Below are 18,077 nucleotides of genomic sequence, written 5' to 3'. Positions count from 1 at the left end.
GACGCGACAGAATGCCTCCGCCGATGGGAGAAAACGCGCCGGCTGACAGGCGCGGCCGGTTGCCCGGCTTGAAACGTCCCGCCGTTCCGGCGACACCCGTGTCTGGATACGATCCAAACAAGAGACGGGGCGGGAGACGATGGGCGGCACTGAGCCCGGCACCGAGGCGGAAGCCTGTGAGCGCGTGCGCGCGGCGTCGGCCCGGTCGGAGCGCCTGCGGATCGTCGGCGGCGGCACCAAGGCGGGGCTCGGCCGCCCGCCGCAGGACGAGGCCAGCCTCTCGGCGCGGGGCCTGACCGGCATCACCCTCTACGAGCCGGCCGAGATGGTGATCGGTGCCCGCGCGGGCACGACGCTGGCCGAGGTCGAGGCGCTTCTCGCCACGAAGGGGCAGATGTTGCCCTTCGAGCCGGTGGATTACCGGGGCGTGTTCGGCACGGATGGCGAGCCGACCATCGGCGCCGTGGCGGCGATCAACAATTCCGGCCCCCGGCGCATCAATGCCGGCGCCGCCCGCGACAGCCTCATCGGCGTGCGCTTCGTCAACGGGCGAGGCGAGGCGATCAAGTCGGGCGGGCGGGTGATGAAGAACGTCACCGGCCTCGACCTCGTGAAGCTGATGGCCGGCGCCCACGGGACGCTGGGCTTCCTCACCGAGGTGACGTTCAAGGTGCTGCCCGTCAACGAGCGGGTCTCGACCCTGGTCTTCTCCGGCCTCGACGACGCCAAGGCCATCGAACTGCTGGCGGCGGCGCTGTGCTCGCCCTTCGAGCCGACCGGCGCGGCCCATCTCCCCGCCGGGCGCGGGGCGGGGGAGGCTCGCACCCTCATCCGCATCGAGGGATTCTCGGATTCCATCACCTACCGGCTCGGGGAGTTGCGCCGCCTGCTGAAGCGGTTCGGCGCCCCAGAGACCCTGGACGGCGAGGCCAGCGCCGCCCTTTGGCGCGGCGTGCGCGATGCCGCCCCCCTGGTGGAGCCGCGCGGGGACGCCCTGTGGCGGATCTCGACGGCCCCGTCGAAGGGCCCGGCGCTCACGGCCGCCGTCGCGGCCCGGCGCGAGGCGCGCTGGTTCTACGATTGGGGCGGCGGCCTCGTCTGGCTCGCCACTCCGGCGGAAGGCGATGCCGGCGCGGAAGCGATCCGCGCCGCAGTGCGGGCGCAGGGGGGCCACGCGACCCTGGTCCGCGCCCCCGACGCGGTGCGCGCCGCCGTGCCGGTCTTCGAGCCGCTGCCGGAGCCGCTGATGCGCGTCACCGCCGGCATCAAGGCCGCCCACGACGCGGCGGGAATCTTCAACCCCGGCCGGATGTACGCGGGCGTCTGACGCCGTCCGCTCCGGGGATCAGAACGCTCAGGATCCGACAGTGCAGACCAACTTCTCCCTCGCCCAGCTCGCCGATCCCGCCATGGCGGCGTCCGAGAAGATCCTGCGGACCTGCGTGCATTGCGGCTTCTGCACCGCGACCTGCCCGACCTACCTGCTGCTCGGGGACGAGCTCGATTCCCCGCGCGGGCGCATCTACCTGATCAAGGACATGCTGGAGGGCGGCAAGCCGGCGAGCGCCGAGGTGGTCCGCCATGTCGACCGCTGCCTCTCCTGCCTGTCCTGCATGACGACCTGCCCCTCGGGCGTGCACTACATGCACCTCGTCGACCATGCCCGCGCGCATATCGAGACGACCTATCCCCGCCCGGCGGGCGACCGGTTCCTGCGGGCGCTGCTCGCGCAGGTCCTGCCCTATCCCGGCCGGTTCCGCCTCGCGCTCCGGGCCGCGAAGCTCGGCCAGCCGTTCAAGGGGCTCGTCGCCCGCGTGCCGCAGGTCGGCCGCCGGCTCGCGGCGATGCTCGACCTCGCCCCGGCCTCGATGCCGGGCCGCAACCCCACGAACCGGGCCGGCACCTTCCCGCCGAAGGGCGCCGCGACCAAGCGCGTCGCGCTGCTGCGGGGCTGCGCCCAGAGCGTCCTGCGGCCCGATTTCAACGAGGCCGCGATCCGCCTGCTCAACCGCCACGGCGTCGAGGTGGTCCACGCGCAGGAAGGCTGCTGCGGGGCGCTGACCCACCACATGGGCAAGGAGCACTCGTCCCACGCCCTGGCGAAACAGGCGATCGACGCCTGGGACGCCGAGATCGCCAAGGGGCTCGACGCGATCCTCGTCACCGCCTCCGGCTGCGGCACGACGATCAAGGATTACGGTTTCATGTTCCGGGAAGACGCGGCCTATGCCGAGAAGGCGGCGCGGGTCTCGGCGCTGGCCAAGGACGTGACCGAGTTCGTCGCCACCCTGCCGCTGGCGGAGCCGGTGGTGGAGAGCGACCTCGTCGTCGCCTACCACTCGGCCTGCTCGATGCAGCACGGCCAGGGCATCCGCACCGAGCCGAAGGCGCTGCTGAGCCGGGCCGGCTTCACGGTGAAGGAGGTGCCCGAGGGCCACATCTGCTGCGGCTCGGCCGGCACCTACAACATCCTCCAGCCGGAGATCGCGGAGAAGCTGCGGGAGCGCAAGGTCGCCAACATCGAGCGGATCCGCCCCGACGTGATCGCCACCGGCAATATCGGATGCGCCACGCAGATCGGGAAGGGAACGGTCATCCCGATCGTTCACACCGTGGAACTGCTCGATTGGGCGACCGGCGGTCCGAAGCCCGCCGCGCTCCAGGCCATTCGCCCGCATCTCGCGGCTGCGGAATGACAATTGCGTGACGAGTTCGCGCGGCTGGCCCTTGCCAAACCGCTGCTACGGTTTGTAATGGTAAGGACCCCTTTCCGGTCCCGCCGGTCGCAGATGCAACCCGCGGACGCTTCCGAATTCTGATGAGAAAACGGACGCGGCGTCGCAGCGGGTGTGTTGCCCGCGCAAGCGATGGCGGACCACTCACCGGCCGGACGGGTGTCAAACTACGCGGCGTAGTTCGCCGCACAGGAATTCACGACCGGACCAGACCGGTCGAGATGCTTTCGTGAGGTCGGGAGAGGATGGAGGGACGCACAGCACCGCTTGCCGCTGCTCGTGCCCTGCGCGCACGCATGTCGCGTTGCGCCGTCCCCACCATCCGCCCGGCCAGTTTCAACCCCAGGCGCCAAGGGCGCCCTAAGGCGGTTGACGGCACAATCCCATCCCTCCTCCCCGCGGCCTCGGTGACGAGGCCGGCCCCTGGCTCGACGCGTACACGGTCGGGCGAGGCGCCGCCGGGGCTCCGGGCACGGAGCGCGACGTCGGCCGCCATGCCGAGAGTTCGTCATGGCCAACAAGATGCTCATCGACGCGATGCACCCGGAAGAGACCCGGGTAGTCACGGTCCAAGGGTCTAAGGTCGAAGAGTTCGACTTCGAATCCGCCAGCCGCAGGCAGCTGCGCGGCAACATCTATCTCGCCAAGGTCACGCGCGTGGAACCGTCGCTCCAGGCGGCCTTCGTGGAGTATGGCGGCAACCGCCACGGCTTCCTGGCCTTCAACGAGATCCACCCGGACTATTACCAGATCCCCCTGGCCGACCGTCAGGCCCTCCTCGAGGAGGAGGCCCGCGAGGCCGAGGAATACCGCGAGCGCGAGGAGCGCCGCCGCCGCTCGCCCCGCCGTTCGCGCGGGCGCCGGGCCGAGGCGCGCTCGCGCCGTGACGACACGGTGAGCGCCGAAGAGACCGTCTCGGCCGTGGACGGTGAGGCCTTCGCCACCGAAACCTTGCCCGACGCCCTCTCCGACAACGCCGAGGCCGTGCGCGAGGAATTCGCCACCGAGGGTCATGCCGCCGAACCGGCCGCCCACGACGAGCACTCCCATGACGAGCCCGCCCCCGGCGAGCCGGTTTCGGCCGCGACCGAACTCGATTCCGAGGTCCCTCCCGAGGCGGTGATCGCCGTCACGGAGGAGTTGACCGCCGTCGAGGAGGCCCCGGCCCCGTTCGAGTCGGATGAAGCCGACGAGGCGGATGCCGAGGATGAGGACGAGTCCGACGACGAGGAAGACGACGAGGACGAGTCCGACGAAGACGAGGATGAGGGCGACGAGGACGACGAAGGCGAGGACGAGTCCGACGATCCGGACGCCGAGCCCAAGATCGCCCAGGTCGGCGGCAACGGCGACGCGCTCGCCGAGATCCCCGAGCGTCCCCGCGCCCCCCGCCGCCACTACAAGATCCAGGAGGTGATCAAGCGCCGCCAGATCATCCTCGTGCAGGTCGTGAAGGAAGAGCGCGGCACCAAGGGCGCGGCGCTCACCACCTACCTGTCCCTCGCCGGGCGCTACTCGGTGCTGATGCCCAATACCGGGCGCGGCGGCGGCATCTCCCGCAAGATCACCTCGGCGGCCGACCGCAAGCGGCTGAAGGAGGTCGTGGCCGACCTCGACGTGCCGGAGGGGATGGGTGTCATCCTGCGCACGGCCGGCGCCTCGCGCTCGAAGCCGGAGATCGCCCGCGACTTCGAATACCTGATGCGCCTGTGGGAATCGGTGCGGGAGCTGACCCTCACCTCCATCGCCCCGTCGCTGGTCTATGAGGAGGGCTCGCTCATCAAGCGGGCGATCCGTGACCTCTACAACAAGGAATTGGACGAGGTGCTCGTGGCGGGCGAGGACGCCTACCGCGAGGCCAAAGACTTCATGCGGATGCTGATGCCCGACCAGACCAAGGTCGTGAAGCCCTACCGCGACACCACGCCGATCTTCGCCCGCTTCGGGGTCGAGGCGCAGCTCGACGCGATGTTCTCGACCCACGTCTCCCTGAAGTCGGGCGGCTACCTCGTCATCAACCCGACCGAGGCGCTGGTCTCGATCGACGTGAACTCCGGCCGCGCCACCCGCGAGCACGACATCGAGGACACGGCCCTCAAGACGAACCTCGAAGCCGCCGAGGAAGTCGCCCGGCAATTGCGCCTGCGCGACCTCGCGGGCCTGATCGTCATCGACTTCATCGACATGGAGGAGAAGCGGAACAACCGCGCCGTCGAGAAGAAGCTGAACGACTGCCTGAAGAACGACCGCGCCCGGATCCAGGTCGGCCGGATCTCGCCCTTCGGCCTCATGGAGATGAGCCGCCAGCGCATCCGCACCGGCCTGCTCGAATCCTCCTCGATCCCCTGCCCGCATTGCGGCGGCTCGGGCTTCGTGCGCGCCACCGCCTCGGTGGCCCTGCACATCCTGCGCTCCATCGAGGAGGCGCTGCTCAAGTCCGCGAGCCACAACCTCATCCTGCGGACTCGCACGGAGGTGGCGCTCTACATCCTCAACCAGAAGCGCGCGCATCTGCACGAGATCGAGGTCCATTTCGGCGTCACGGTCACCATCGCCGCCGACGAGCGCCTGCCCGCGACCTCGGCCTTCCAGCTGGATCGCGGCGAGCCCGCCCAGCGGGCCGAGGGTCCGGTGACGGGCGTGCGCGCCACGGCCATCTCCCCGTCCATGGAGTTCGAGGACGAGGCCGAGGACGAGACTGATGAGGTCGAGGCCACCGAGACGTCCGAGGCCGCATCCGGTGAGGCGGGTTCCGAAGAGGCGCGCGAGGACGGCGAAGGCCGTCGCCGCCGCCGCCGCCGCCGCCGCCGGGGCGGTCGCACCGAGGGCCAGGAGGCCCGCGAGGGCGGCGCCGACGAGGGTGAGGACGAGGGCGAGGAGGAGCCCGCCGAGGCCGGCGCCTCCGAGGGTGACGAGGAAGCGGCCGAGGCCGCGCCCGGCGCCGAGGGTGAGGATGCGTCTGCCGGAAACGGCGACAAGGGCCGCCGCCGCCGTCGTGGTCGCCGTGGCGGTCGCGGCCGGGTGGAGCGCACCGGCCAGCGTGACGACGAGGGCGAGGCCGAGGCCGGCGAGGCTTCGGACGAGGCCATCTCCGTTGCCGAGGAACCCGTCAGCGCCGAGACCATCGAGGCCGTCGCGGAGCCGGCGCCGGCCCGCACCGTCGCGCCTGCGGCGGAGCAGCCGGTGACGGCCGAAGAGGTCGCGCAGGCGACAGCCGAGCCCGCGCCGGACACGGATGCCGCGCAAGCGCCTGCGGAGACGGCCGCTCCGGCTCCCGCCGAGCCGCCGACCGAACCCGTCGCCGTCGTCTTGACTCCGCCCTCCGACCCGTCCCGTCCGAAGCGGGCAGGCTGGTGGTCGCGCACCAAGGCTGCGCTCACGGGCGAGTGATCGACCTCAAAGGTATTCGTCCCGGTAAGCCTTCACTTACCGGGACAACACCGAAGCATTCGTCGACGGCTGCGGCTGAACCCTCCCGCCTGGCCAGTCGAATGGTATGCCAGATATCATAAGTTACGCCCGATCACGTGCAACCCATCTTGCGCGTGAACTTTTCCTTCATAGACATGCGGCACAGTTTCGGGCGCGTTTCCGAAACTGAAGTTGAGCTGCCGGATGTTTGGCCTCCAGAGAAAAGCCCAGCCGGTCGACCAGGCCCCCGCCCTTCGGCCTGTTCCCGTCAGCGAAACGCCGGTCGTCACCCTCGCGCCGGTTCCCGCGCCGGTGATCGATCGCGAACTGATGGGCCTGCCCGGGCGCCTGTCGGCGGCGGCGTCCGAGGCCGGCACCTCCCTGGGCTGGATGGCCTACGATTCCACCGGCATGGCCGAGCAGGCCCGCCTGATGGCGGCGGCCACCGAGGAACTGGCCGCCACGACCCGTGAGATCGCGGCGCGCTCCGCCGACGTGGCGAGCAGCTCCGAGGCGGCGAGCGGCGGCATCGCGGCCTGCGCGGACGACATCCATCGCGCCTCCGACGGTATGCGCCGGATCGAGGGCGGCGCCGACGAGATCGGCCGCCGCCTCGACGGGTTTTCCCAGGCCGCCGCGCGGATCGAGGAGATGGCCGGCGCCATCGCCGCGATCTCCGGCCAGACCAATCTTCTCGCCCTGAACGCCACCATCGAGGCTGCCCGGGCCGGCGCGGCGGGACGCGGCTTCGCCGTGGTTGCCGCCGAAGTGAAGGCGCTCTCGGCCCAGACCGCACGCGCGACCGACGAGATCCACCAGCGCATCAAGAGCCTGCGGGACGAGATGTCCGCCATGCGCGAGGCCGTGAGCCAGAGCCGCGAAGCGGTGAAGTCCGGTGCCCTGGCGATGTCGCAGGCCAGCGCTCGCGTCGAGACGGAGAGCGCCAAGGTCGCGAGCGTGTCCGCCGAGATGCGCATGGCCTCCAGCCTCCTCGACCAGCAGATCCAGGCCACGAGCGAGATCGCCGACAGCGTCGGCCGGGTCTCGGCGGGCGCCGACAAGGCCCACAAGGAGATCAGCGACGCCATCGACCGGATCGACCGGATCGAGACCCTCAGCCAGACCCTCCTCGACAAGCAGAAGGGCGACGAGATCGAGCTTCGCCGCGCCCGCCTGCCTGCCGATTGCGCGGCTTGGCGCCGCCGCCTTGCCACGGTCCTGATCGGCATGCGCCCGGCCGATGCCGACCAGGGCGAGATCGCCCCGCACCCGGCCTTCCACGGCCCGGCGGAGACGGCCCTCGCCAAGGCGCGCGCCGAGTGCCGGGCGATGATGACCCACGTCCAGGCCTCGCGCTGGGACGAGGCCACCGCCGCGTTCCAGGCCTTCGAGGCGGCCATTGCGACCGCGCAGGCGGCGGTTTAGGCGGCCTCCGGCTTGGCTCCGCCCGGCGGGAGGTAATCCTCCACCGGTTGGGCGGGGCCGCTGCGCAGCAGCGTGTAGAGGAACGGCACCAGAAGCAGCGTGGCGGGCGTCGCGAAGGCGATGCCGCCCATCACCGCGCGGGCGAGCGCCGCGTTCTGCTCTCCGCCCTCCCCCGTGCCCAGCGCCATCGGGATCAATCCCAGGAACATCGCCGAGGCGGTCATCAGCACCGGCCGCAGGCGCGTCTCCCCCGCCGCGATGGCGGCCTCGGCGGCGCTGCACCCGGTCGCCTCCCGGTGCTCCTTGGCGAAGGTGACGAGCAGGATCGAGTTCGCCGAGGCGATGCCCACCGACATGATCGCCCCGAAGATCGAGGGGATCGAGAAGGTCGTGCCCGTCACGAACAGGCCGGTGGTGATGCCGCAGAAGGCGATGGGCAGGGCGGCGATGACCACGAACGGGTCGCCCCAGCTCTGATAGTTCACCGCCATCAGCAGGTAGACGGCGATCAGCGCGATGCCGAGGCCGATGCCCAGCCGCAGGAACGCCGAGCGCATGTTCTCGATCTGGCCGCGCACGGTGATCTTGTCCGGGGCGCTCAGGTTCTTCTGCTCCTCCTGCACGATCGTATCGATCTCGCGGGCGACGGAGCCGAGGTCCCGGTCCTGCACCGAGGCGAAGATGTCGAAGGTCGGCTGGATGTTGACGTGGTTGATCACCGTCTGCGTCGGCACGCGCTTCATGTCCGCGACGCTGGACAGCAGCGTCAGCACCCCCGGCCCCGAGCCCGAGGTGGCGGCGGCGCGCACGAAGAGCGGCGTGTTGCGCAGGTCCGTGAGGGAGGCGTTGCGGTATTCCGGCGTCTGCACCCACAGCTGGTAGGGGATGCCGGTCTTGGGGTCCGGCCAGAAGTTCGGCGTGACCTGATAGCTGCCCGAGAGCGAGATGTTCATGTTCTGCGCCACGGATTGCTCGGTGAGCCCGAGTTCCGAGGCGAGCCGCCGGTCCACGTCCACGTAGAATTGCGGGACGTTGACGATCTGCTGAAGATGCACGTCCACGAGGCCTTTCGTGTCGCGCAGGCGGCGGACGATGTTCTGGGCGACCTCCAGGTCCTTCTCCTTGTTGCGGCCCGACACCTGGATGTCGATCGGCGTGATGACACCGAAGTTCAGGATCTGGGTGATGATGTCGGCCGGCTGGAAATAGACCGTCAGGTCGGGAAAGCGCTGCATCAGCACCTCGCGCAGGCGCTTCTTGTAGCCCGCCACCGAGCCGTGCTCCTCCTTGAGGCTGATGAGCATCTGCCCGTCGTTGTAGGACACGAACGACCCGTCCGAGAAGGCGAAGTTGTAGTTGATCGACGGCACGCCGATGTTATCGAGGATCTGCTCCAGCTCGTGCTCGGGGATCACCTCGCGCACCACGTCCTCGACCTGCGCGAAGACCTGCTGCGTCGTCTCGATGCGAAGCCCGGCGCGGGCGCGCAGGTGCATCGTCATCTGGCGGGATTCGATGTCGGGGAAGTAATCCTGCCCCGTGAACACGAACAGCGTGCCGCCGAGCGCCAGCACGCAGACGGTGATGATCGCGGTCACGACGCGGTGCCGCAGGGCGGCGTGGAGCAGCCCGACATAGCCGCGATGGAAGCGGGTGAAGCGCGCCTCGAAGCCCCGGTGGAAGGCGCCCGCGAAGCGCATCAGCGGCGCCCCCACGGCGCCGACGACCCGGCCGATCCGCGTCCGGCGGGGGGCCTCGCCCTTCTCGTGCCGGTTCTTGGCGTGCTTGGCCGCGTATTCCGGCGCCACGATCACGTCGATCAGCAGGGGCACCAGGGTCCGCGACAGCAGGTAGGAGGTCAGCATCGCGAACACGACCGCGAGCGCCTGCGGGGTGAACAGGTATTTCGGCGTGTCGGTGAGGGCGAAGACAGCGGTGAAGGCCGCGCAGATCGACAGCGTCGAGATCAGTGCCGGCTTGGCGATGCCGGCCGCGCCGTGAACCACGCTCTCCCGGAACTCCTCGCCCTCCTCGAACAGCCGATAGGTGTTCTCGATGGCGACCGTGGCGTCGTCCACGAGGATACCCACCGCCAGGGCGAGGCCGCCCAGCGTCATGATGTTGATGGTCTGGCCGAGCGCCGCCAGCACGGCCAGCGAGGTCATCACGCAGAGGGGGATCGAGATCAGCACGACGAGGGTCGAGCGCCACGAACCCAGGAACAGCAGGATCGCGAGCCCGGTGAGCGCGGCGGCGATGGCCGCCTCGTGCAGCACCCCCTCGATGGCGTTCGACACGAAGACCGACTGGTCGAACAGCAGCTTGATGTTCATGCCCTCGGGGGCGGCGGCCTGGATCGTCGGCATCGCCGCCTTGACGTTGTTCACGACGCTGAGCGTCGAGGCGTTGCCGTTCTTGATGACCTGCATCAGCACGGCCTGGCTGCCGTCGGCGCGGACCACGTTGATCTGCGGCGGTCCGCCGTCGCGGACGAAGGCCACGTCGCGCACCAGCACCGGCTGCCCGGCCACGATCTTGATCGGCGCGGTGTTCAGGGTCTCGATGGAGGGCGGCGTCGCGTTGAGCTGGATCGGGTATTGCTGCTCGCCGATCTTGGCGAGACCGGACGGGACGGTGAGGTTCTGCTCCGTCATGGCGTTGGTGACGTCGAGCGGCGTCAGGCCGAGCGCTTGGAGGGCGTTGAGGTCGAGATCGACCATGATCTGGCGCGGCGCCCCGCCGAACGGCGCGGGCAGGGTCGAGCCCGGCACCTGCGCCAGGGTCTGGCGGATGCGGTACTGGGCGTAATCGTAGATCTCGTTGAGGCTCTGGCTGGCCGAGGACAGGGCCAGCTGGATCACCGGCACGGAAGAGGCCGAGTAGCGCACGATCACCGGCGGCTGGATGCCCGGCGGCATCGCGGCGCGGATGGAGTTCGTGGACGACACGACCTGCGCGATGGCGAGGTCGATGCTCACGCTCGGATCGAAATAGATCCGCTGGACCGCCGTGCCCTGCAGGGTGGTCGATTCCATGCGGCGGATGTTGTTGACGTTATTGGAGATGCCGAACTCGGCATAGGTCGTGACGCGGGTCTCCATCTCCGGCGTGGACAGGCCGGTATAGGTCCACACCACCACGACGACGGGGATATCGACGACGGGCAGCACATCCTTGGGCATGACGACGATGGCGCCGAGCCCGCCGAGCATCATCAGCACCGCGAGCACGTAGGTCGTGATGCGGAACTTGAGGGCGTAGAGGACGAGGCCCATGCGATCTCCCGGCCCCCCGGACGTGCGAGCACCAGGGTGAGCTAACCCGCCCGGGCCGACAAGTACCGAGCCGCGATGCCGCAGGGATCACTGCCCGGGAGCGGAGTCGATCTTCAGGCGTGACCCCCGCCGGGGTGGGCAAATCGCCTTCAGGGCAGCCCAGGCCTCGTCATCGAGGATCGAATGCGTTTTACGGTCGGCCAACGCCTGCGCACGGATCGCGGCGGCTCGGTCGCGTGTGAATGGGTGGCTGCGTAAGAACGCCGGGGGTCCGGCTTCGTCCGGATCGATCCGTTCGAGGAATGCGGCAAGGGCGGTGGCGTCCGCTCCCGCCGTTTTCATGGTTCGGGCCGCGAAAGCGTCCGCTGCGCCCTCGGCCGCGCGCCCGTATCGCGCTGTGACAACCTCGTTGCCCAGGGCGACGAGGACGGTCGCCCCCGAGACGTCGCCCATGAAGAACCCGAGCAGAAGGGATCGCCCCAATTGTTGGAGCATCAAGCGCGTGGGGTCGCGTGCCGCCACGTGGCCAAGTTCGTGCGCGATGACGCTTGCCAACTCGTCGGCGCTCCGCGCGCGGGCGACCAGCCGTGAGGTGACGATGATGTTGCCCCCGGGCAGGGCGAAAGCATTGGCCGAGGGCGACTCGAAGACCCGCACATCGACCTCGACGGGCGGCAGGTGGAGTGCCGGATCCCAGGCCGCGATCTTGAGGGAAGCGACCATCTGGTCGAGGGCGGCAGACCCCGCCGGTTCCATGCATTCCTGCGATGTGAGCAGCGTGGCGGTGAGTTGCTTCCGGGCCACTTCGGCCACCCGGCGCTCGAAACTGAGCGGGATCGCAGGCACGATGAAATCGACGAGGATCGGCAAGCCGTAGACCGCAAACACCAGCAGCGCCACAGCAGCCGCAATGCTGCCACCGATGAGCCGGTAAGGAACCCGGTCGCGGGAGCGGAGCTCGGGCGAGGCCGCCTTGATCGCCGCGCCGATAGCCTCATCGCGCAATTCGAGTCGTTCGCTGTCCTGGGCCGGGCCAACCCTCATGAAGGAGCCAACGGTCTCGGAAGCGCGCAACTCCCGACAGTCCCACGCGCGCTGCACGGGGCCATCCAGGATCAGCCGCCCGCCCGCCACGCGGACGGAGACGGGAATGGGCTTGGCGCTCGCCCCGTTGAAGAAGATCCCTTCGCCCACGACGTCCGGCGGTGCGACATCCTTCGCATCGCCATCCGGCAAGGCGACAGGATGGCCCCGCCGGACCATCGGGAACTTGCCGGCGAAGCGCCAGCGGCGAGCCATGGCCTGACGCTCGCTCTAGAAGCCGATTTCGATCCCGCCGGGATCGACCGCGTCCGCAACGCCCTCGGCGAAGCGACCGCCGACCTTGCGAGTCGAGACCGTCACGTCCGCAAGGGCCTCGGCACCGCTGATCGACAACGATCCGACGACGATCGCAAGTCTCCCCACTTGCAGGAAGCGGAAGTAAAACCAAGAGACCAAGAGAATGAATACGGCGTAGCAAAATGCAACATACACGTATACATATTGCGCTATGTCGATTTCCAACTTCATTTTTGAAAGGATGATCCCCGCCACGAAACCCAACACGATCATCAAAGAGAATGTCATCGCGATAGAAAAATAGAAAAAGAAACTATTGATGTATATTTCAGTTGCTGAAAGTTTCGAATTCAACTGCGTACCGCCGACCTTTACCGCAGAACAGAAAGAACGGGTTTCTCTCGCTCGATAATACGGCGTCAAGACAATCCACAACGCAAAAGAGCCAGCGGCAGTGAAAATTATCGCCCTGATTGTGGGCTTTGGCAAAGTCTGGATGTAATATACATACAACATAGTAGCGTTTTCACTGATCGACTCACCTTGAAGCGCCGCCATTGGAATTTTAAAATTGTTAAAAATGATCAATGCAACAGCACAGCCGAGAATGGGAAGCACACCCAGCGCGTAGACGATCAACCAATGACCGATGAGGCTCTGGCCCCTGGCATCGGATGCGAAGCGAGCTTCGCCGAGCAGGGTGTGGCCCATGCGATAGCGCTCAAGGCTTGCGCGCATGAACGGATAGGCCACACCAAGTGTGACCAGAGTGATGAGGGTCCAGCCGGTTGCCAGCGCGGTGTAGGCCAGAGCCGACCCGTCCTGCTGGAACCCGATGCCGCGCCAGAGCGTCCGCGAGGCGATGTAGCGCCGCGCCCGATATCGAGCGAACTGAACGAGCAGGAAGAGCAGGATGTACACGGTGAGGTAGCCGAGTATCGGATCCGGCAAATACATCGTGGCGATGAACGCACCGATGTAAACTGGGAGCAGAACCGCGATGGCGACGAGGAATCCGAGCAGAAGCTCATGCGCCTTGCCCACGTACTCGACGGGTGAGCCATCGATGAAGGCCCGAGCCCATAGGTTCTTCCGAAGCGCCGTCGTGAACCAGAAACGGTAGATCCCGACCGTCAGCAAGGTCAGGATCACACCCTTGATGATGAACCAGAAAGAACCCTCGGTGGATTCATCGTAGTGAATCGCAGCGTGGCCGCTTGAAGTGACGGGTGCGGCCAGGATTGACGTGGACATCGGCGACCTCGATGCGCAGAGCCGCGCAATCGGGTCCGCCGATAACGGAAACGACTTTCCACAACAAGCAATCTAGGATTGATTTCCCGACGATTACCTCAGCAGCGCCGACTTCTCCACTTCCAGCGCATTCGCAATCTCGTCGAGCGCCGTGTGCTCGACCGCGCTGATGCCGTCGAAATCGGCCACGTCCGCCGCGATCAGGAACACGTCCTGCCGCTGCTCGATGGGCCGGTCGGCGATGGCCGAGGCGGCGCGGAGGTTCTCGATCCGGCCGGCGCGGGTCTTGGCGCGCGCGATGGCCTCGTACAACTCCTGCTCGACACGCAGGGTGTCGTAGGACTTCTCGAGGATCGGGTTGGCGCGGATGCCGACGATGGCGGCCTCGACCTCCTCCTCCGCCACGTCGCCGTCCGCGACGATGACGTTGGCCGCCGCCGAGACGGCCGCCTGAAGGAACAGGGCATCGCCGGCATAGGACATGATGGTCCGGCCGAAGCGAAGGATGGCGTCCTGGAAAATACTCATGCCCCTCTCCCGTTGATCCGAGATGGCGGGAGAAGGGCGCTCTGAGTCAAGCGTGGCCTCAGCAACAGCGGAAGCCTGAGGTGTTGCCGACGCCGAAGCGGGCGTTCTCCCGGTTGCGGAAGAACTCCGTCTCGGTCATCGGCTCCCGGTCGGGATGGGTGCGGCGGATATGCTCGGCATAGGCGGAATAGTCGCCCTGCCCCACCATCAGCCGCGCCCCGTCGCAGACGCATTTCGTCAGCGTCCGCAGCTGGTTGCGAAAGCCCTGCGCCGGCATCACCGCCTCACTCCGCCGCCACCATGCGCGGCTCGGTCTCCAGCGCGGTCCAGCGGTCGGCGCGCAGCGCCTTCACGCAGGCCATGATGCCGAAGACCGCGATCGCCACCACGAGCGCGATGAACAACGCGGCCAGCACCGCGTCGATCCGGTCGTTGAGGATGATCTGGCTCATCTGGGCGTCGGTCTTGGCCGGCGCCAGCAGCTTGCCCTCGGCGGCGGCCGTCGCGTAGCGCTCGGCGTGCGCCAGGAAGCCGATCTTCGGGTCGGCCGAGAAGATCTTCTGCCAGCCGGCCGTCAGGGTGCAGATGCACAGCCACACGGTCGGGATGATCGTGACGAAGGCGTATTTTTCGCGCTTCATCTTGAAGATCACCACCGTGCACAGCGTCAGCGCCACCGCCGCCAGCATCTGGTTCGAGATGCCGAAGAGCGGCCACAGGGTGTTGATGCCGCCCAGCGGATCCGTGACGCCCTGGTAGAGGAAGTAGCCCCAGGCGCCGACCGAGATCGCGGTCGCGAGGATACTCGGCACCCAGGCGTCCGTGCGTTTGAAGCCCGGCGCGACGAGCCCCACGAGGTCCTGCACCATGAAGCGGCAGGCCCGGGTTCCCGCATCGACGGCGGTGAGGATGAACAGCGCCTCGAACAGGATGGCGAAGTGGTACCAGAAGGCCATCATCGCCTTGCCGCCGATGGCCGACGAGATGATGTGCGCCATGCCCACCGCCAGCGTCGGGGCGCCGCCCGCGCGGGAGATGATGGTGTGCTCGCCGACATCGGCGGCGGTCTGGGTGATGACGTCGGGCGTCGTGGCGAAGCCGAGCTTGGTCACGGCGGCGGCGGCGGTCTCCGGCGTGGTGCCCACGAGGGCCGCCGGGGAGTTCATGGTGAAGTACACGCCGGGGTCGATCACGCAGGCCGAGACCAGCGCCATGATCGCCACGAAGGATTCCATCAGCATCGCGCCGTAGCCGACAAAGCGGGCATCGAGTTCGGTGGCGATGAGCTTCGGCGTGGTTCCCGACGAGATCAGCGCGTGGAAGCCCGAGACCGAGCCGCAGGCGATGGTGATGAACAGGAACGGGAACAGGCTGCCCGCCCAGACCGGGCCGGTGCCGTCCACGAACTTGGTCATCGCCGGCATCTGCAGGTGCGGGGCCACGACGGCGATGCCGAGCGCGAGGCCGACGATGGTGCCGATCTTCAGGAAGGTCGAGAGGTAGTCGCGCGGGGCGAGCAGCAGCCACACCGGCAGCACCGAGGCGACGAAGCCATAGCCGATCAGCATCCAGCACAGCTGCGTGCCGGTGTAGGTGAAGGCCGGCGCCCAGACCGGGCTCGCCGCCACCTGCCCACCGCCGAAGATCGCGGCCATCAGCAGGACGAAGCCGACGACGGAGACTTCGCCGATCTTACCCGGCCGGATGTAGCGGGTGTACAGGCCCATGAAGAAGGCGATCGGGATCGTGGACATCACCGTGAAGGTGCCCCACGGGCTCTCGGCCAGCGCCTTCACCACGATCAGCGCCAGCACCGCCAGCAGGATGATCATGATGAGGAAGGTGCCGAACAGGGCGATGACGCCCGGCACCGCCCCGAGTTCGGCGCGGATCAGCTCGCCCAGCGAGCGCCCGTCCCGGCGCATGGAAACGAACAGGACCATGAAATCCTGCACGGCGCCCGCGAGGACGACGCCCGCCAGGATCCACAGCATGCCGGGCAGGTAGCCCATCTGCGCGGCGAGCACCGGGCCGACCAGCGGGCCGGCGCCCGCGATGGCCGCGAAATGGTGGCCGAACAGCACGCTCTTGTTGGTGGGGACGTAATCGAGCCCGTCGTTGTGGCGCAGGGCCGGGGTCTCGCGCTTGGCGTCGAGGCGCATCACCTTGTCGGCGATGAACTTCGAGTAATAGCGGTAGGCGATCAGGTAGACGCAGACCGCCGCGACCACGATCCAGAGGGCATTCACGGCCTCGCCGCGCTCGACGGCCACGATGGACAGGGCGGCGGCGCCGAGCGCCCCGACGAGGGCCCACGGCCCGTGCTTCTGAATGGCGGTCATGGCGTGGCCTCCCCGGCCCACACTCGAACGACCCTGACAGGGCCTGTGATCTGGCCTGCGTTCTGCCGGAATTTTTACGGCGTGCAAAGATTTTCAGGCGGCCGGACGCGGACAAACGGCGGGGCGTTGTCGCCGTGACTCCCCCTCTCCCCGCAGGCGGGGAGAGGGGAAACCGCCCTTCATCCAAACGTGATTTTTCCCGTTCGGCCCCAACCCCCACCCTGTCGCCCCCGCCGGCTTGCGCTATAGGTCGAGCACCTGCCGGGCATAGGCAGGGGAAAGCGGGCCGCTCCAAATGGCCCGCTTCGTGCGGGTGGAGACGAATGATGGCCAAGGTCGCTTTTCTGGGACTCGGCGTGATGGGCGGCCCGATGGCCGGGCACCTCGCGAAGAAGGGCCACGATGTCACGGTCTACAACCGGACGGGCGCCAAGGCGGAGGCCTGGGTGAAGGCGCACGGCGGCGCCCATGCGGCCACGCCGCGCGAAGCCGTGAAGGGCGCCGCGATCGTCTTCGCCTGCGTCGGCAACGACAACGATCTGCGCAGCGTCGTGCTGGGTGAGGACGGGGCGCTGGCCGGCATGGAGCCGGGCGCGGTCTTCGTGGACCACACCACCGCGTCGGCCGAGGTCGCCCGCGAACTCGCCGGCGCCGCGCAGGAGAAGGGCCTCGGCTTCATCGACGCCCCCGTCTCCGGTGGGCAGGCCGGCGCCGAGAACGGCGTCCTGACGGTGATGTGCGGCGGCGAGCCCGAGACCTATGCGAAGGTCGAGGAGGCCATCAAGAGCTTCGCCCGCGCCTGCCGGCTGATGGGTCCGGTCGGCTCCGGCCAGCTCACCAAGATGGTCAACCAGATCTGCATCGCGGGCCTCGTGCAGGGCCTCTCGGAGGGCGTGCACTTCGCCAAGCGCGCGGGCCTCGATGTCGAGGCCGTGCTCGATGTCATCTCGAAGGGCGCCGCCGGCTCCTGGCAGATGGAGAACCGCGGCAAGACCATGAACGAGGGCAAATTCGACTTCGGTTTCGCCGTCGACTGGATGCGCAAGGATCTCGGCATCCTGCTGGACGAGGCGCGGCGCAACGGCGCCAAGCTCCCGGTCTCGGCCCTGGTCGATCAGTTCTACGCCGAGGTGCAGGCGATGGGCGGCAACCGCTGGGACACGTCGAGCCTCGTCGCCCGCCTGGAACGCTGACGGACGAGGGCGCGGCGGCAGCGGATCAGCTGTCGCTGCCGAGCCCCAGGCCGCGAATGATGTCGCCGATCGGATCGATGCGGTTCGCCGCCGGCTTCGGCGCGGGGGCGACCGCCGAAGGCTGGGCCACCTGGGCGAGGGCGGCCTGACGGACCGGCGCAGGACGCTGCGAGAGCTTGCGGCGGTGGACACCGGCCTTCCGGCGATGCTCCGGCGCGGCTTCCGCCGTCCGAACCGGGGCCGCCGTCTCGGCGCGGGCCGACGTCCAGGCCACGGGAGCCGGCACCGCCTGCGGGGCCTCCGCCTGGACGACGGGGGCGGGGATGGAAACCGTCGGCGCGGCGGGCGGGTTGACCCAGGCTTGGTCCGCCACCGTCGCGACGGGCCGCGACGGGTATGTCGTGGGCTCGAAATTGCCCGGATGCAGGATATGCGCTGCGGCGAGGAGGCCGAAAGCTGCAATCGCTGTCGTGGCGATGGTGGACTTGAAGTGTTCCATGCCGCTTCAACGTGAGGCCAAGCTAATGGTTCCGCTTGGCCCGCACCTAGACTGGGCAAGGACAGTCTTCCTCT

At 68.3% G+C, this 18,077-nt stretch carries 12 protein-coding genes; 5 read left to right on the top strand and 7 right to left on the bottom strand.

Going from position 1 to position 18,077, the window contains the following annotated elements:
* Positions 1-139 precede the first annotated feature (139 nt).
* The 4 genes from glcE (at position 140) to ACS5Q7_RS06415 (ending at position 7,571) form a co-directional block, all read left to right on the top strand.
* A complete protein-coding gene (gene glcE / locus ACS5Q7_RS06430; protein ID WP_478338593.1) occupies positions 140-1,327 on the top strand; it encodes a glycolate oxidase subunit GlcE in 1,188 nt (395 codons plus the stop codon).
* Positions 1,328-1,367: 40 nt separating this feature from the next.
* A complete protein-coding gene (glcF, locus tag ACS5Q7_RS06425; RefSeq protein WP_478338592.1) occupies positions 1,368-2,696 on the top strand; it encodes a glycolate oxidase subunit GlcF in 1,329 nt (442 codons plus the stop codon).
* 549 nt (positions 2,697-3,245) lie between these two features.
* Positions 3,246-6,125, top strand: coding sequence for an Rne/Rng family ribonuclease (locus ACS5Q7_RS06420; protein WP_478338591.1), 2,880 nt, complete (start codon positions 3,246-3,248; stop codon positions 6,123-6,125).
* Positions 6,126-6,458: 333 nt separating this feature from the next.
* On the top strand, positions 6,459-7,571 hold the full coding sequence (locus ACS5Q7_RS06415) for a methyl-accepting chemotaxis protein (RefSeq protein ID WP_478338590.1): 1,113 nt from the start codon (positions 6,459-6,461) through the stop codon (positions 7,569-7,571).
* Here ACS5Q7_RS06415 and ACS5Q7_RS06410 read toward each other — a convergent pair.
* The 6 genes from ACS5Q7_RS06410 to ACS5Q7_RS06385 all read right to left on the bottom strand — a co-directional run bounded on the left by ACS5Q7_RS06410 (position 7,568) and on the right by ACS5Q7_RS06385 (position 16,311).
* Complete coding sequence (locus ACS5Q7_RS06410) at positions 7,568-10,846, bottom strand: efflux RND transporter permease subunit (RefSeq protein ID WP_478338589.1); 3,279 nt, start codon at positions 10,844-10,846, stop codon at positions 7,568-7,570. The genes ACS5Q7_RS06415 and ACS5Q7_RS06410 overlap by 4 nt on opposite strands.
* Before the next feature lie 87 nt (positions 10,847-10,933).
* The gene (locus ACS5Q7_RS06405) at positions 10,934-12,145 is read right to left on the bottom strand and encodes a M48 family metallopeptidase (RefSeq protein ID WP_478338588.1); all 1,212 of its coding nucleotides are present in this window, start codon (positions 12,143-12,145) and stop codon (positions 10,934-10,936) included.
* Between the two features lie 15 nt (positions 12,146-12,160).
* Positions 12,161-13,441: a DUF898 family protein gene (locus ACS5Q7_RS06400; protein WP_478338587.1), complete on the bottom strand. Its 1,281-nt coding sequence runs from the start codon at positions 13,439-13,441 to the stop codon at positions 12,161-12,163.
* A gap of 93 nt (positions 13,442-13,534) precedes the next feature.
* Positions 13,535-13,969, bottom strand: a complete 435-nt coding sequence (locus ACS5Q7_RS06395; RefSeq protein ID WP_478338586.1) for a tellurite resistance TerB family protein — start codon at positions 13,967-13,969, stop codon at positions 13,535-13,537.
* 58 nt (positions 13,970-14,027) lie between these two features.
* A complete protein-coding gene (locus ACS5Q7_RS06390) occupies positions 14,028-14,246 on the bottom strand; it encodes a YbdD/YjiX family protein (RefSeq protein ID WP_478338585.1) in 219 nt (72 codons plus the stop codon).
* 7 nt (positions 14,247-14,253) lie between these two features.
* The gene (locus tag ACS5Q7_RS06385) at positions 14,254-16,311 is read right to left on the bottom strand and encodes a carbon starvation CstA family protein (protein ID WP_478338584.1); all 2,058 of its coding nucleotides are present in this window, start codon (positions 16,309-16,311) and stop codon (positions 14,254-14,256) included.
* 326 nt (positions 16,312-16,637) lie between these two features.
* On the opposite strand from ACS5Q7_RS06385, the gene ACS5Q7_RS06380 reads away from it, so the two are divergent.
* Positions 16,638-17,504 (top strand): NAD(P)-dependent oxidoreductase, encoded by an 867-nt coding sequence (locus ACS5Q7_RS06380; protein WP_478338583.1) that lies wholly within the window; start codon positions 16,638-16,640, stop codon positions 17,502-17,504.
* A gap of 25 nt (positions 17,505-17,529) precedes the next feature.
* On the opposite strand, the gene ACS5Q7_RS06375 is transcribed toward ACS5Q7_RS06380, so the two are convergent.
* On the bottom strand, positions 17,530-18,003 hold the full coding sequence (locus ACS5Q7_RS06375) for a hypothetical protein (protein ID WP_478338582.1): 474 nt from the start codon (positions 18,001-18,003) through the stop codon (positions 17,530-17,532).
* Positions 18,004-18,077: the final 74 nt, after the last annotated feature.

This window comes from Methylobacterium sp. Gmos3 (assembly GCF_056430985.1).
Note: the sequence above shows the minus strand (reverse complement) of the source record. Positions and strands in the feature narration are given on the sequence as shown.